This is a genomic window from Rhabdothermincola sp. (assembly GCF_036846205.1).
Taxonomy (GTDB): Bacteria; Actinomycetota; Acidimicrobiia; order Acidimicrobiales; family Acidimicrobilacustridaceae; genus Rhabdothermincola.
Map to the genome: position 1 here is coordinate 1 of NZ_DAIUCK010000002.1, position 15584 is coordinate 15584.

The 15584-nt window shown below is 70.7% G+C and carries 14 protein-coding genes; 6 read left to right on the forward strand and 8 right to left on the reverse strand.

The annotated features are described in order from the left end of the window. Window positions 1–161: 161 nt before the first annotated feature. Both V7004_RS00380 and V7004_RS00385 read right to left on the reverse strand, forming a co-directional pair. Entirely contained in the window at window positions 162–1208 is a 1047-nt protein-coding gene (locus V7004_RS00380) for an NAD(P)-dependent alcohol dehydrogenase (RefSeq protein ID WP_334141063.1), read from the reverse strand. 70 nt (window positions 1209–1278) lie between these two features. After that, the gene (locus V7004_RS00385) at window positions 1279–1554 is read right to left on the reverse strand and encodes a GlsB/YeaQ/YmgE family stress response membrane protein (protein ID WP_334141065.1); all 276 of its coding nucleotides are present in this window, start codon (window positions 1552–1554) and stop codon (window positions 1279–1281) included. Between the two features lie 220 nt (window positions 1555–1774). Here V7004_RS00385 and V7004_RS00390 point away from each other — a divergent pair, with 220 nt between their 5' ends. Together V7004_RS00390 and V7004_RS00395 are read left to right on the forward strand one after the other, a co-directional pair. Continuing rightward, entirely contained in the window at window positions 1775–2578 is an 804-nt protein-coding gene (locus tag V7004_RS00390) for a DUF72 domain-containing protein (protein WP_334141067.1), read from the forward strand. 40 nt (window positions 2579–2618) lie between these two features. After that, window positions 2619–3677 carry an NAD(P)H-dependent amine dehydrogenase family protein gene (locus tag V7004_RS00395; RefSeq protein ID WP_334141068.1) on the forward strand — a complete coding sequence of 353 codons (1059 nt, stop codon included), beginning with the start codon at window positions 2619–2621 and terminating at the stop codon, window positions 3675–3677. A 62-nt stretch (window positions 3678–3739) separates the two neighbouring features. Here the strand turns inward: V7004_RS00395 and V7004_RS00400 are convergent, their stop codons facing one another. Beyond that, entirely contained in the window at window positions 3740–4951 is a 1212-nt protein-coding gene (locus tag V7004_RS00400) for a cytochrome P450 (RefSeq protein WP_334141070.1), read from the reverse strand. Continuing rightward, entirely contained in the window at window positions 4948–5148 is a 201-nt protein-coding gene (locus tag V7004_RS00405) for a ferredoxin (protein ID WP_334141072.1), read from the reverse strand. The genes V7004_RS00400 and V7004_RS00405 overlap by 4 nt, the downstream gene beginning before the upstream one ends. Window positions 5149–5517: 369 nt before the next feature. Here V7004_RS00405 and V7004_RS00410 point away from each other — a divergent pair, with 369 nt between their 5' ends. Genes V7004_RS00410 through V7004_RS00420 form a run of 3 tightly spaced genes read left to right on the forward strand, consistent with a single transcriptional unit; the run spans window position 5518 to window position 8288 of the window. Continuing rightward, entirely contained in the window at window positions 5518–6663 is a 1146-nt protein-coding gene (locus V7004_RS00410) for a site-2 protease family protein (RefSeq protein WP_334141074.1), read from the forward strand. 54 nt (window positions 6664–6717) lie between these two features. Beyond that, window positions 6718–7884 carry a thiolase domain-containing protein gene (locus tag V7004_RS00415; protein WP_334141075.1) on the forward strand — a complete coding sequence of 389 codons (1167 nt, stop codon included), beginning with the start codon at window positions 6718–6720 and terminating at the stop codon, window positions 7882–7884. Beyond that, window positions 7881–8288 (forward strand): Zn-ribbon domain-containing OB-fold protein, encoded by a 408-nt coding sequence (locus V7004_RS00420; RefSeq protein WP_334141077.1) that lies wholly within the window; start codon window positions 7881–7883, stop codon window positions 8286–8288. The genes V7004_RS00415 and V7004_RS00420 overlap by 4 nt, the downstream gene beginning before the upstream one ends. Window positions 8289–8316: 28 nt before the next feature. Here the strand turns inward: V7004_RS00420 and V7004_RS00425 are convergent, their stop codons facing one another. The 4 genes from V7004_RS00425 to V7004_RS00440 form a co-directional block, all read right to left on the reverse strand. Then, a complete protein-coding gene (locus V7004_RS00425; RefSeq protein ID WP_334141078.1) occupies window positions 8317–10041 on the reverse strand; it encodes a DUF885 domain-containing protein in 1725 nt (574 codons plus the stop codon). Window positions 10042–10061: 20 nt separating this feature from the next. Beyond that, a complete protein-coding gene (locus V7004_RS00430; RefSeq protein WP_334141079.1) occupies window positions 10062–10955 on the reverse strand; it encodes an alpha/beta fold hydrolase in 894 nt (297 codons plus the stop codon). A 37-nt stretch (window positions 10956–10992) separates the two neighbouring features. Beyond that, window positions 10993–12669, reverse strand: a complete 1677-nt coding sequence (locus V7004_RS00435) for a diguanylate cyclase domain-containing protein (protein ID WP_334141080.1) — start codon at window positions 12667–12669, stop codon at window positions 10993–10995. A gap of 95 nt (window positions 12670–12764) precedes the next feature. Next, window positions 12765–14261, reverse strand: a complete 1497-nt coding sequence (locus V7004_RS00440) for an ADP-ribosylglycohydrolase family protein (protein WP_334141082.1) — start codon at window positions 14259–14261, stop codon at window positions 12765–12767. A gap of 85 nt (window positions 14262–14346) precedes the next feature. On the opposite strand from V7004_RS00440, the gene V7004_RS00445 reads away from it, so the two are divergent. Further along, window positions 14347–15567: a cytochrome P450 gene (locus V7004_RS00445; RefSeq protein WP_334141084.1), complete on the forward strand. Its 1221-nt coding sequence runs from the start codon at window positions 14347–14349 to the stop codon at window positions 15565–15567. Window positions 15568–15584: the final 17 nt, after the last annotated feature.

The window sequence follows — 15584 nt, forward strand, 5'->3', positions numbered from 1 at the left end:
GAGTGGGGCTCGTCGCCGGGGCCGCGATCGCGGCGGGGGTGGTCGCCGGTCTGCTCCCGGCCTGGCGAGCCGGCCGGCTCGACGTTCTCGCCGCGATCGCTCAGGAGTGATCAGACCTGAGGCGTGGTGGTGGCCCGCCCCGGCGAGCGACGCGCTCGCGGTCAGGCCGCCGTCGGCGAGACGACCGCTCGGCCGGCGATCTCCCCTGCAGCCAGCTTCTCGTAGACCGCCGGCGCCTCGTCCAGAGAGAAGCGGGTGACGTGCGGGCGCAGGTGGCCCGCTTCCGCCAATGCGATCACCTCCACCAGCTCAGTGATCGACCCCCAGTACGTCGTGGCCAGTGACACCTCGTAAGGCTGGCTGAAGAAGCTGAACGGGATGCTCCCACCCGCGATCCCCACCAGGGTCACGTGGCCCAGGGGGCGAGACACCGCGGTGGCGAGGGACAAGGTCTCATCGGAGCCGACGACGTCGAGGATCACGTCGGCGCCGCGACCCCGGGTGAGGTCGCGGATCTGATCGGCGGCGTCGGCCCCTGGTGCGACCGTGTGGTCGGCACCGCTCTCGGACGCGAGCTGCAACGCCTCGTCGCGGGGGTCGACGGCGATGATGCGGGAGGCGGTCAACGCCCGCAGGATCTGCACGGCGAGGTGCCCGAGCCCGCCGATGCCGATGACCACCGCGGTCGAGCCGGGCTCGAGAAGGTGCAGCGATCGCTTGATCGCGTGGTAGGGCGTGAGCCCGGCGTCGGTCAGCGGAGCGGCGTCGACCGGGTCGAGCGTGTCGAGGGGGACCAGCAGGCGGGAGGAGGGCACGAGCATCAACGGTGCCATGCCGCCGTCGAGACCGAGACCGCCACCGAAGACACCGATCTCCCCCTGGCGCTCGCAGTAGTTCTCCATCCCCAGCCGGCAGCGCTTGCACCAACCGCACCCCCACGGTCCGTAGACCGCGACGGGCTGGCCGACCTCGAGCCAGTTCACTCCCGCCCCGATCGCATGCACCCAACCGGCGTTCTCGTGGCCGAGGGTGAACGGCGGGCTGAACGGGAGCATGCCTTCGTCGAAGTCGTGCAGCAGATGCAGGTCTGAATGGCAGGCTCCTGCCCCGCCGATGCGCACGACCACCTGCCCCGGGCCGGGTTCGGGCTCGTCCACCTCGACGATCTCGGGTGATGCCTTCCATCGCGTGATCTGCAAAGCCTTCATCGGGACCTCCCTGTGTTCGCGGCGGAGGGATGCCGGGGTCTCCGTCCAGTGCTAGCACCGCCTGCGCCGCTCACGCTCGCCGGCCTTCACCGGCAACCCTCCGATAGACGAGCAGGGCGATGACCGCACCGATCACCGATCCGATGAGTCCCGACGCCTGGACCGCACCGTGCTTCAGGTCGGCGCCGAAGAGGAGCCAACCGAGGAAGCCGCCGATGTAGGAGCCGACGATGCCGAGCAGCAACGTTCCCCCGACGCCCATCGGATCGGGCCCGGGGACGAGCAGTCGAGCCAGATAGCCAGCCACGAGGCCGATCACGAGCAAGCCGAGCAGGAACCACAACATGGGCGTCTCCCCGATAGGTGTCAGTCGATTCGCCTGCTCCCTACCCACGCTCGGGTCGTTCTCGCGCTCGAAGAGTGGTCGGTCGTGCTTCGATCGGTGCCGGCGAACGTGGGTAGAGGCCTGGACGGACTCGCGGGAGGCGCGAACGAACCGTGGTCAGTGAACGAGATCCCATCGCGGGCCGGCGCTTTCGCGCCGGCGTGAGACGAGGGCGGTCCCGGTGACCGTCTGGGTCGGGACGTCGGGTTGGCAGTACCGCCATTGGCGAGGTCGCTTCTATCCCGAAGGCCTATCCCAACGGCGGTGGTTCGGGCACTACGCCTCCTGCTTCGAGACGGTCGAGGTGAACAACACCTTCTACCGGTTGCCCGAGGCCGCGAGGTTCCAGCAGTGGCACGACGCGGCGCCGGCGGGGTTCGTCTTCGCGCTGAAGATGAGCCGCTTCCTCACGCACGTCAGGCGGTTGCGTGATCCGGACGAGCCTGTCCGCCGATTCCTCGAGAGCACACGACCACTCGGGTCGAAGACCGGGCCGGTGCTCGTCCAGCTCCCACCGGACCTGCCGATCGATCTCGACCGTCTCGAGGGGTTCCTGTCCGGCTGGCCCCGGTCACACCGGGTCGCGGTGGAGTTGCGGCACCGGAGTTGGCTCGTGGGTGACACCTTCGACCTGCTGCGAGCGCACGACGCAGCGCTGGTGCTCACCGATCGCGACGGTCGACCGCAGGAGCCACTGGAGCGCACGGCGGGGTTCGGCTACCTGCGCCTCCACCACGGCACCGCCACGCCGAGGCCCTGTTACGGCGAGGCGGCGTTGCAGTCCTGGGTCGACCGGATCGCGAGCCTCTGGGCGCTCGGCGAGGACGTGTACGTGTACTTCAACAACGATCCCGAAGGCTGCGCGGTGCGCGACGCGGCCTGGTTCGCGGAGCTGTGCAGGCGGGACGGCCTCCACCCCAGCGCGGCACCCGACCGCGGCGCCATCACAGTCGGACCCTGGCCGTCGCGAACCCGGGTACGGTGACCGCTCGTCCGTTCGGTATCCGACAGCTTTCGGGGGAACCATGACCTATCGCGTGATCCAATGGGCGACGGGCACGGTGGGGGTACACGCCGTGCCGGCCATCGCAGCCCATCCGGACCTCGAGCTCGTCGGCTTGTGGGTGCACTCGGACCGCAAGGCCGGTCGTGACGCGGGGGAGATCTGTGGCAGCGACCCGGTGGGGGTGATCGCCACCCAGGATGCCGACACACTGCTCTACGACACCGACGCCGACTGCATCTGCTACATGGCCAACTCCGATCTCCGGCCCGAAGGCGTGATCGACGACCTGTGCCGGATGCTCGAGGCCGGCAAGAACGTGGTGAACACCTCGTACGTACCCCTGCTCTACCCCCAGGCCGCCGGGCCCGGGGTCTACGAGCGGCTGCAGGCGGCCTGCATCGAGGGGGGCAGCTCGATCTACACCTCGGGCATCGACCCGGGCTACGGCAACGCCGGCATCACCGTCGGCGCGCTCGCCTTGTGCAAAGAGGTCCGGACCGTCCGCATGATGGAGATCGTCAACTACGCCACCTGGGACAACCCGTTCACCATGTTCGAGATCATGGGCTTCGGGAAGCCTGACCCGTCGGCGTCGTTGCTGCTGGCACCGGGCTCCACCACCCTGGCGTGGGGGCCGGTGATCGAGATGGTGGCCGCGGCGCTCGACGTCGAGCTCGACGGCATCACGGAGCGGCACGAGGTCATCCACGCCGACGAGGAGTTCGACATCGCCTCCGGCACCATCGAAAAGGGGACCATCTCGGGCATGCGATTCGAGATCAGGGGGATGATCGGTGACGAGCCGCGGATCGTCGTCGAGCACGTCACCCGGCTACGGGACCAGGACGCGCCCAGCTGGCCCCAGGGCAGCGGCTATCGCATCCACATCGACGGTGAGCCCTGCGTGCGGATCGACCTCGAGCTCTCCTCCCACGTCGGTGACCACAACCACGCGGGCTGCCTGGCAACGGCCATGCACGTGATCAACGCCATCCCCCACGTCGTGGAAGCCGATCCGGGGGTGCTGACCTTCCTCGATCTGCCCGTCTACAGCGCCCGGCACCTGATGCCCCGTTGACTCGCAGACGGGTGGGCTCGCCAGCCCGGTCGTGGTCTGCCTCGCGGCCTGGCGAGTGACCGCTACGAGAGGTGCACCCGCACCGGCAAGGTCCGGGGGCCTCGCACCTGGCCACCAGACCAGGTGACGGCAGCCGGGTCGGCCAGCTCGAAGCCGGAACGGCCGAACCGCTCGATCCAGACCTCCAACGCCACCCGCAGTTCCATGCGGGCCAGGTTCGATCCCGCGCAGCGGTGGATGCCCAGACCGAAGGCGGCGTGCCGGTTCTCGGCCCGATCGATGACCACCTCGTCCGGCCGGTCGAACACCTCGGGGTCGCGGTTGGCAGCCGGGAAGGGCAACAGGACCCACTCGTTGCGCCGCATCGGGCACCCGTTGAACTCGAAGTCCTCCTTCACCAGGCGAGCCATCGTCACCGGCGCGTAGGCCCGGAGCAGTTCCTCCACCGCGGTGGGCATCAGTTCCGGTTCCGCCACGAGTCGCCGCAGGTCGTCGGGGTGCTGCGCCAGGTGCCAGATCGATGCGCCGATGGCGCTCCAGGTGGTGTCGATGCCGGCGATCAGCAGGAGCGCGATCGAGCCCCGGACGTGGTCGGCGTTGAGACGCTCACCGTTCAGCTCGGCCTCGAGCAGGAACGTCGTGAGGTCGTCCCGCGGGTTCTCGAGGTGATCGCGGACCTGCTCCTCGAGGTACGCGTCGAGCTTCTCGAAGTTCGCCATGCGCTGCTCCACCGGCAGGTCCACGGCTTCGAGCGCGTTGTGCACGAACTCGCGGAACTGGTCGGCGTCCTCCGGCGGGAAGCCGAGCATCTTGGCGATGACCCGGACCGGGATGTGTTGCGCGTATTCCTTCGCGGCGTCGACCACCTCCTGCCCGTCGACCGCGTCGAGCAGCTCGCGGCAGTAGTCGCGGGTGAACGGCTCGAGCGGTGCGATGGCTCTGGGTGAGAAGGCCGGCAACAGCAGGCGCCTCGCTTCGTGATGGAAGGGCGGGTCGGAGGAGATCGGTGGAGCGATGCCCTGCGGCGCAGGGACCATCGGGCGACCCTCGCTCACGATCACGCTCTGGGAGGTGAAGTGCTCGGTGTCGTAGGCGATGGCGGCCACGTCCTCGTGGCGGGTCGGCAGCCACACGCCGCCGTAGCGATCCGAGTGGGCGATCGGGCAGCGCTCGCGCAGCTCAGCCCAGATGGGATACGGATCGGCAGCCCAGGCCGGGTCGGTGTGGTCGAAGTCGGTCGCCCAGTCGGTGACCGGTGGGTGATGACCGCTCATACGTCTTCCTCGATCGTGATGGCGAACTCAGGGCAGTTCGCAGCCGCCAGCCGGGCCTGCTCCTCCCGCCCCGCAGGCACCACGCCGTCGTTCAGTTCGTGCGCGTAGCCGTAGTCGTCGACGTCGAAGAGATCCGGCGCCAGCGCGTAGCACCGGTTGTGGCCCTGGCACTTGTCACCGTCAACCCTGACTCGCATGTGCCCCCCTGGCGAGTGATCGTCTGGAACGACCTAGCCTCGCTCGGGTAGGCGAGCCCTGCCATTCGGGAAACGGTCCTTTCCCAACTGCCCGCGGCAACCGACCTGGAGAGACGGGTCCATGCACTGTTCGTCCTTCCATCCCGGGACGGGGAGCGGTTCGGATTGTCATCCAGCGCGGCCCTCGGCGTGGGGTCGGCCTCGCGACCGGGCAGGCCGTCTGGGGCTGATGGAGAATGGAGCAGTCCGGTCCGCGCATGTCGGGGACCGGACAACCCATCGAACGCTCTGCCCGCAGCGGGCAGGCGACCACCCTGCCGGGTAGGGGAGAGCGCCGTGAGCCCACCATCAACGGGGAGGTAGAGGAGCGTGACCGAGAGCCTCAGCCTGGGGCGGATCTTCGGGGTGCGAGTCGGGATCAACTGGAGCGTGCTCGTCATCTTCGGCCTGATCACGCTCGGGCTGGCTGGCGGCAGTTTCCCCGAGCTCTACCCCGGCTACAGCGGGTTCGTGTACCTCGCGGCCGGCCTGGGCGCGGGGATCGTCTTCTTCCTGTCGCTGCTGGCGCACGAGCTGTCGCACGCCATCGTCGCCCGGCGCAACGGCGTGGCGGTGGAGGGCATCACGCTCTGGCTCTTCGGGGGGGTGGCCAAGCTGGAGGGCGAGCCTGGCGATCCCGGGGCGGAGCTGCGCATCGCCGGGGTCGGTCCCCTCGTCAGCGTCGCCGCCGCCGGGCTGTTCGGCGTGGTGGCCGCGTTGCTGGCGCTGGCCGGCATCGCCGAGCTCACGGTGGGCATCTTCGTCTGGCTGGCCGGTATCAACGTGATCCTGGCGGTGTTCAACCTGGCTCCGGCGGCACCACTCGATGGAGGGCGCATCCTGCGGGCGGTGCTCTGGCACGTGTGGGGCGACCGCCGGCGTGCCGGCGCCGCGGCCGCGCGCGCCGGCCAGGTGTTCGGGTGGTTCCTCATCGGGCTGGGCATCTTCCTGTTCGTCGGTGGCGCGGGACTGAGTGGGATCTGGCTGGCGTTCATCGGCTGGTTCCTCACCACCGCCGCTCGGGTGGAAGAGGAGCAGGCCGAGGCCCGCGACCTGCTGGCAGGCGTTCGGGTGCGCGACGTGATGACCCCGGACCCGGTCACCGTGCCCGCCGGCATCACCGTCGCGGAGCTGCTCGACGGCTACATCTTCCGCAGCCGGCACTCGACCTTTCCGCTGGTGGACTCCTTTGGCGGGTTCGCAGGTCTGGTGACCCTCAGCCGGGTGAAGCTCGTCCCACCCGACCAGCGCGGGTCGATCCGTGCCCACCAGATCGCCTGCCCTCCCGCCGAGGTCCCGGTCGCGCACCCCGACGAGCTGCTGCTCGAGCTCCTGCCACGGATGGCCGGGTGTTCCGACGGGCGGGCGGTGGTGCTCGTGGGTGACCGGATCGTGGGCATCGTGTCACCGGTGGACGTCGCCCGGCAGTTCGAGGTGGCAGGCCTGCGTTCGACTCCCTCCGGCGAGCCGATCTGAGCGCTGGCGACCTCCGGATTGCGCGACGCGCTCCCGCTTTCGCAGACTGCGACGGTGCGGTCCGGGGGAGTGGCACACATCGCGGGGGTCTTCGAGCACCCGAGGCGTGAGATCCCGGATCGGACCCTCGCCGAGATCCACGCGGAGGTGGCCGCTGGCGCGCTGGCGGACGCCGGGCTGGGTTTCGAGGACGTCGACGGGTTTCTCTGCGACTCGACGGCGCCGGGCTGGAGCCCGTTGTCGATGGCCGAGTACCTGGGGCTCGATCACCTGTCGTACTTCGAGTCGACCGAGTCAGGTGGTTCCTCGTACCTCCAGCACGTCGGCCACGCCGCCGCCATCGCAGCAGGCATGTGTCGGGTGGCGTTGATCACCCTGGCGGGCACGCCTCGCAGCGACCGGGGGCGAGTGGCTGGGCGCGGCACGGAAGGCCCCGAGACCGGCTTCGAATGGCTGTGGGGCTTCACCGGGCCGGTCTCCCAGTACGCCCTGGTGGCCCAGCGCCACATGTACGAGTTCGGGACCACCAGCGAGCAGCTCGCGTGGGTGAAGGTCGCCGCCTCCCGGCATGCCAAGCACAACCCGCACGCCTTCCTTCCCCAGGAAGTGACGGTGGAGGAGGTCCTCGAGTCCCGGCTGATCTGCGACCCGCTTCACCTGCTGGACTGCTGCGTGGTGACCGACGGGGGTGGGGCGGTGGTGGTGGTGAGCCCCGAGGTGGCCCGTGCGCTGCCGCGCCAGACGGTCGAGGTGCTCGGTCACGGTGAGACCGCCAAGCACACCGGCAATGGTCGTGCCGATCTGATCATGACCGGGGCGGTGCGCTCCGGACCGCTCGCCTTCGCCGAGGCCGGTGTCACGCCCCGAGACATCGATTACGCGTCGATCTACGACAGCTTCACCATCACCGTGGTGGTGACCATCGAGGATCTCGGGTTCTGCGAGAAGGGTCGAGGGGGCGCGTTCGTGGCTGACGGGGCACTGGAGGCACCGCACGGCCGGCTGCCGTTCAACACGGACGGCGGTGGCCTGTGCAACAACCATCCCGGGAACCGGGGTGGGATGACCAAGATCATCGAGGCGGTCCGCCAGCTCCGCGGCGAGGCCCACCCCGCGCTGCAGGTGCCGGACTGCGAGCTGGCACTGGTGCACGGGACCGGCGGGTCGCTCGCCACCCGATCGGGTGCGGCGACGCTCATCCTCGGGAGGTCCGGCCGGTGAGCGAGCTGCCCGCGCCCGACCCGGTGACCACCCTCGAAACGGAGCCGTTCTGGCGTGCGACCGCCGAGGGGCGGCTCGTGCTGCCGCGCTGCGACAGCTGTGGCGCGGTGATCTGGTACCCGCGCCGCTTCTGCCCCGAGTGCCACCGCTCGTCCATCTCGTGGTTCGAGGCCAGCGGCCAGGGCACCGTCTACAGCTTCACCGTGGTCCGCCAGGCCCCGGAGCCCTGGCGGAAGGTGGTGCCGTACGTGATCGCGCAGGTGGAGCTCGACGAAGGCCCCAGGGTGCTCACGAACATCGTCGGCTGCGACCCCGGTGAGGTGACCATCGGTCAGCCGGTGGAGGTGGTGTTCGACCGGTCGGCTTCGGGCCGTGGCATCCCCCGCTTCCGGCCTCGGCCCTGAGCGGGGTGGGACGGGAGGTGGCGGCACCTCACGGTCGGGTCTCGGCCCCGAAGCGGACGAGCTCGTCGTGGAGCAGGTCGAGGCCGATCGGTCCCAGGTCGAGCGCGAACCGGTGGAAGGACTTGAGGTCGAAGCCGGCCCCGAGCTGGCGGCGCACCTCGTCCCTGGCTCTGAGCCACACCCGCTCGCCCACCTTGTAGCTGATGGCCTGACCGGGCCAACCGAGGTAGCGCACGATCTCGCTGGCCATGAAGTCGAGCGGGAAGCGGGATCGCTCGTTCACGAAGAGCTGCCCCAGGTCCGGGGTCCACTGCTCGCCCGGATGGAAGTCCTGACCCCTCGGGATCGCCAGCTCCAGGTGCATGCCGATGTCGACGATCACCCGGACGGCTCGCATGGCCTGGGCTCGCAGGTACCCGAGCCGGTACTCCGGCCGATCGAGGTACCCGAGCTCGTCCATCAGGCGCTCGGCGTAGAGCGCCCACCCCTCGGCGTGCCCCGACACCCCCGAGGTGCGCTGGAAGCGATTGAGCCGGTCACGCAGGTACCGCACCTGCCCGATCTGGAGGTGATGGCCGGGCACGCCTTCGTGGTAGGCGATCGACACCTCGCCCCAGAGCGGGAACCGGGTCTTGCCGAGCGTGGGGTACCAGGTGCGGCCCGGGCGGCTGAAGTCCTCCGAGGGCCCGGTGTAGTACATGGCCGCGGCCCCGCCGGGGGGTGCGATCATGGCCTCGACCCGCCTGACGGGACCGGGGATGTCGAAGTGCACCCCGTCGAGCTCGTCGATCGTGCGGTCCATGAGGTCCTGCAGCCAGGCGCGGAGTGCGTCCTCGCCCTCGATGGCCAGATCGCTGCGGGTCTCCAGCCACTCGATCGTCTCGGCGATGGTGGACCCGGCGCCGATCACCCGGCAGACCTCGACCATCTCGGCCTCGAGACGGGCCAGCTCCTCCCAGCCCCACTCGTAGGTCTCGAACAGGTCGATGTCGGCGCCGAGCGACCCGCGGGCGAACAGGGCGTAGCGGTCGGCACCCACCGCGTCGCGCTCCGAAGCCTTAGGGGCATAGGTGTCGCGCAGCCAGCCGGCCATCTCGCCGAAGGCCATGGCCGCCTCGAGCGCTGCCTCATCGAGCTCGGTGCGCAGCTCGGCTGGCAGCCCGAGGTCGGGATCGACCGAGGCGACCAGGCCTTCGAAGAAGGATGACCCGTCGCCGGCGCCGGCCCAGGCCTGCGCCTGCTTCGCAGCTTCGAGAGCCTGCCGCCGGGCCGCGGTGAGACCGCGGGTGAGGCCCTCGGCCAGACTCGCCCGGAGGCTGGCGAGCGCGGCTGGCACGGCTTCCATCCGCCGTGCGATCAGTTCCCAGTCGGTGACCGACGCTCGGCCCATCAGATCGAAGACCTGTCGGATGGACTGCAGCGGGCTGGCGATGTTGCGCAGTGCTCGGAGGTGCTCATTCGCGTCGGCGAAGGCCAGGGAGGTGCCGAGCCGCTCCGTCATGAACGCCGCCGCGATGCGGTCGCGCCCGTCGGCGGGCTCGATCGCCGCCAGCCGGGTGAGGGTGTCGCGGTCGAGCGCCACCCGCTCCTCCACCCCGTCGGGGGAGTAGTCAGTCAGCCGGTCGTCATAGCCCGGCACGCCGATGGCGGTGGCCTTGATGGGGTCCAGCTCGCAGGAGCGCTCGACGTAGGCATCCGCGAGATCCCAGATCGGTGACGCCGGGCCCGCCTGGTCTCTCCTGAGCTCGCTCATCGCGCTCCCCTCGTCACGGCTCAGGTCCCGGCCAGGATCGCTCGGGCGACCGCGGCAGGGGTCTCGATCATCGGCAGGTGGCCGACACCTTCCAACCGGACCAGCGTGGCATCCGGGCGGGCCGCGACCAGGCGCTCGGCCATCGCGTACACCGCGATCGGGTCCTGGTCGCCCCACAGGACGGTGAGGGGTGACGGGTGCTCCTCGATGGCGCCGGTGAACCGCCCCTCGTTCGCCCGGCGCTCCTCGATGTAGCGGATCAGGCGGGGGAGGAGTTGGTCCCCACCTTCGCGGCGGGTGAGCCACCACTGGGCGTCCAGCTCCTCGTCGCTGGCCGGGTGCTCGGCCGAGAACACCCGGGCGAGGCCCGCTCGGAACCCGGTGCCTCCAGGGTCGAAGGGGCTGGCCAGCCGCTCGTCCGGCAGGGCCAGCAGGAACAGTTGACCGTCGGACAGGTTCGCCATCTCGATGTAGATGCTCCCGTTGGTGATCACCCGGCGCAGGATCTGGAACGGCAGGGTGCCCTCCAGTGAGCGGGCGAGCAGCTCACCGCCCACCGTGTCCCCCATGTCGTTGGTGACCAGGCTGACGCCCTCGAGGCCACGCGACTCGACGAACGCCTGGGCGACGTCTGCCTGCAGGGCCATCGTGTAGGCGAGATCCGGCTTGGAGGACAGCCCGTACCCCAGGAAGTCGAGCAGCAGCACCCGCCGGTGGCGGTTGATGGCCGGAAGGACGTGGCGCCAGTCGAACGACGAGGTGGGGAAGCCGTGCAGCACCAGCAGCGGAGGCCCACTCTCGACCTCGGTCGGAGCGGCGTCGATCACGAACACCTCATGGCCGGCGAGCACCTCCCGCCGGCCGCGCGCTTCCCAGTTGCGTACGCTCTTCGGTTCGGTTCCTGCGGCTGCCACGCCTGCATCCTTGCCGATCGGCGGCGCCGGTGTGGCCTCAGCGAGGGTCGGGCAGCAGCCTGGGGTGCGCCAGCGTCGCCGAGGGTGCGCCGATGTGGAGACCCTCCGCGAGGTCGCAGCCCATCTCGCGCAGCCGCCGCAACTGCGACTCGTCCTCCACGGCGGTCGCTCGCGCCAGCAGCGCCCGCTCGTGGGCCGAGCGGACGAGCTCCGCCACCAGCTGGGGCCGGGTGTCGAGGGCCCGGATCCAGCCGGGAGCGAACCGCAGCTCCGAGAAGAGCTCGCTGGAGAGGGCCGGGGCTTCGGGCCGGGTGCCGTGGGGGAGGTGGAGCACCACCCGAGCACCTGCCTCCCGCAGTGCCCCCAGCGTGTCCTGCACGGCGAGCGCCCGGTGCCCGAGCAGCTGCCGGGGCACGACGATCGCCAACCTCCCGGCATCGAGGCCCGCGTGCTGGACCACTTCGGTGACGAAGCGGTCGACGCCCGGCTTGCTCAAGAACCCGGCGGACACGTGCACGTAGAGCGTGGTGGCGAGCCCGCTGGCCGCCAGGTCACGGGCAGCCTGGCGCAGGATGGCCAGGTCCAGCGAGAACGCCACGGCGGAGCCCTCGACCACTCCGATGAAGTCGGGCGCCCCCAGGGGCTCGCCTCGGGTGCGCACCCAGTGGGCCAGCGCCTGGAACCCGGCCAGCGCGCCGGTCGCCGTGCGCACCACCGGCTGGTAGTAGGGCACGATCGCCATCTGGGTCACCGCGACCGCGACGTCGTGCGAGGTGACCGCCCGGAGATCGACGAGGTGGTCGGCGCTGGTGCCGAGCGCGATCGAGCGGCGCTCGCCCTTCTCGTGGTACATGGCGGCATCCGCCTCGCTCAGCAATCGGTCCCCGTCGTCGTCACCCGAGCCGACCGCGACGCCGACGCTGGCCGAGACGTTGACCTGGTGCTCGCCGATCTGCATCGCCTCGGCTTCCAGGCACGCATGGACCCTGGTGGCGAGCGCTCTTGCTTCGTCCTCGTCATCCACACCGTCGAAGAGCACCACGAACTCGTCACCCCCCACCCGGGCGACCGTGTCGATGGCCCGTACGGAGTCGCGGAGCCGTCGAGCCACTTCCTCCAGCACCTGGTCCCCCGCCCGATGCCCCCACCGGTCGTTGACGGCTTTGAGCTCGTCGACGTCGACGAACATCACCCCCACCTGGTTTCCGGTGCGCCTGGCTCGTGCCAGCGCGACGTGAAGGCGGTCCATGAGCAGAGCCCGGGTGGGGAGACCGGTGAGATCGTCATGGGTGGCCCTGCGGCTCAGCTCGTCGCGGACGTGGCGCCATTCGGTCACATCCCGGGCCGAGACGACGAGCCAGGTGATCTCACCCCCGGGACCGGTGCCTCCGACGATCGTCACCCACATCTCCATGGGAGTCCCACGACGTGCCCGCACCGGGAGGTACCCGTTCCACGCCTCACCGCCCAGCAGCCTCGGCCGGATCTGCTCGTAGTAGAGGTCGAACACGGTGCCGGGGAAGAGATCGGCAGTGGTCACGCGACCGGTCGCCGGGTCGAGGCCGAGGCGCTCCCGCGCCGTGCGGTTCAGGTAGACGACCTCCCCCCGCTCGTTGGTCACCCCGACCAGGTCGGTGGTTCGCTCCAGGTACGCGAGGAGGTGCCCAGCCACCTCGGGCGTCGGGTTGCGAGCCCCGGAGGATGCGGTGCTCATCGCCGGCTTCCTACCCCGGACCCGGGGTGATGCGACCGCCCGTTCCCGTGTCGAGCTGAGCGGTGTGCCCCCTGGACGGCCAGCGCCCGGATGGATCACCCGGGCCCCGAGAGGCTGCGGACCCCCTCGAGGAGGAAGGATCGGGGCCGGGTCCCGAGGACCTGCCGTACCCGATCGACCGCCGCGTCGGGGTCGTGGCCGTGATGGCGGACCAGGTAGGCGGCAGCGACCGCCGGGGTGCGGTTCTGGGCCTGCACGCAGTGGAGGAAGACCCGCTTGCGCTCGCCGATGATCACGTCGAGGAGATCCGCGGTGTCGGCGAGCACGAAGTCCACGTTCGGGTTCTCGTCCAGGCTCGTATCGAGGAGGCCGATCACGTGGTGCTCGACCGAGGGTGGCACGTCCTCGCGTCCCATCCGGCACAGCGATACCACGGCATCGACGTCTGCCAACACCTCGGGGAGCGCGTGCACGTTCCCGATCACGAGTCCGTCCACCAGCTCGACCGCCTGCGCGGGAGCGGTCCAATCCTTCCGGTAGGCCGGCAACATGGTGGCCGCAGTGGGCCAACCGTCGCGATCGACCCGTCCCTGGTCGAAGGCCAGCCTGGCCAGCCGATCGAGATCGGCCGGGCCGAGCGCTGGATGGCCGTAGATGAATCGGCCGTGGAGCGGCCGCCGCCAGGACGCCGGCACCGCGGTGGCCCCCCACCGGGCACCGGCCAGCGCCCCGGCGATCGTCGCCACGGTGTCGGTGTCACCGCCCGCCCGCACCGCTCGCTCGATGGCCCGCCGCAGGTGGGTGCAGGCTGGCGCCCCCGGGTCGGGCTCGCTCTGGCTGATGGCGGCCAGAGCTGCCTGCAGCGCGGCCACCACCCACCCGTTGGGCTCGAAGGCCTCGGGTGGCTCGGTCCGGCAGCGCTCGAGCCGAGCGTGCCACGGGCGTCGTCGCGGTTCGGGCAGCGTGTCGATCCCCTCGACCACGAGGTCGACCCAGTCGAGCGCCGCGCCTGGCGGGGTCCACATCGCCCGCCAGATCGCCGCGCTCCACAGCACGCAGGCGTCGACCGCGTCGGGGTGGGGATGAGTGAGCTCGGACACCTGGGCGGCGATGGCCGCGATCGAGCGGAGGCTGCGGGGCGCCAGCAAGGCGGCGACCGGTCCGGTTCGCATGAGGCTGCCGTTGCCGGCGCGTTCGCCGTTCGCCGCCTGCCAGCGGGCGGCGGTCTCGATCAACGCCCTCGCGGTCGGGTCCCCCGTGACGGGGGCGAGGACGGCTCGGGTCTGGCCACCGACATCGCGGGGACGGCTCCGGTACCAGGCCACGAGTGACCCGGCGATGGCATCGACCGGTTCCCGCTCGTCGGACGCAGCGGCATGCAGGACCGCCAGGGCGGTCTGGGTGTCGTCGGTCCACTCGCCCGGCTCCCACCCGAACGGCCCTCCACCGGTCATCCGCAACTCGTACCCCTCGGGAAGCGGTGGCCCGAACTCGTGGGGCGCTCCCAGCGCATCGGCGGCCGCAGCGGCGACGACGACGCCCACGGCGCGGTCACGCACGACCGGTGGGGGTGGGCCTGCGGGGACGTTCATGGTCGCTCCTCGGTCTCGGTGTTCGTCACCGGTGTAGCCGCCCGTCGTGACGCGGGAGTGACCACCGATCGCTACGGTGTCGCCGGTGCACGCCGATGACCCGACGCCGGCGACGCTGGACGTGGACGCGTACCTCGCCGACCCCGAGGACGAGCTGCGGCGGCTCGCCGAGTCCTACTGGTACGCGAAGGGGGTCGACGCGCACGGCCAGCCGGTGCCGTTCGTGCTGAGCATGGACGGGGTGCGCGAGGTGCTGCGCGACCGGCGCCTGTCAGCCCGGTCGTTCGTGGAGGACATGGTGGCCGGTGGCATCTCGCCGGAGACCGCCGCCCAGTTCACCCCGCTGTTCGGCCGCGACGGCGAGGAGCATTGCCGGTTCCGGGCCCTGTTGTCCGCCGCGTTCACCCCACGGCAGGTCGAGCGCCTCCGCCCGGTCGCGGCAGCGACCGCCGACCGTCTCGCCGGCGGTATCGCCGAGGCAGGAGGCGAGTGCGAGTTCGTGGGGTCCTTCGCCGCGCCCCTGCCACCGGAGGTGTTCGCGGTGCTGTTCGGTCTGCCCGTCGAGGACGCCGACCGGCTGGCTCGTTGGGCGACCGTCATCGCTCGGGCGTTCATGCCCCCCCTGGCCCCCGATGACCTCGCGGCGGTCGAGGAGACGGCGGCGTCGATGCGCGACTACGCCCGGGCGCTCATCGAGCAGCGTCGGCGCGCGCCAGCCGATGACCTCGTCACCCACCTGCTGGAGGTGGACCTCGACGGTGACCGGCTCGGCGACACCGACGTCATCGCCGTGATCACCGGCTTCGTGTTCGCCGGATCGGAGACCACCAAGCAGCAGCTCGTGGAGCTGATCCTGGCGTTCGCCGAGCACCCGGAGCTGTGGGAGCGGGTGGAGCGCGACCAGGCGCTCATCCCCGCGGCGGTCGAGGAGGTGCTGCGCCACCGGCCGATCGTGCCGGGCCTCTCCAGGCTGGTGATCGAGCCGGCGAGCCACCGCGAGCTCGAGCTGGCGCCCGGCGACCGGCTCATGGTCTCCTTCGTCACCGCCAACCACGACCCTGCCCAGTTCGCCGAGCCGTGGCGCTTCGACATCTGTCGGTCCAACGCCTCGGACCACGTCACCTTCGGTTGGGGCCCCCACTTCTGCCTCGGTGCCGGCCTGGCCCGGGTCGAACTCCAGGAGGCGCTGCGTGCCCTGGTCGAGCGGTTCGGCCCACCCCGGGTCGAACCGGAGCTGCTGGCATCGTCAGCGGTGCGCGGCTGGTCAACCGAGCTCCCGGTGGCCTTCGAGCTGCGGGCGCGCTGAGCCTCTGAGCTTTCAGC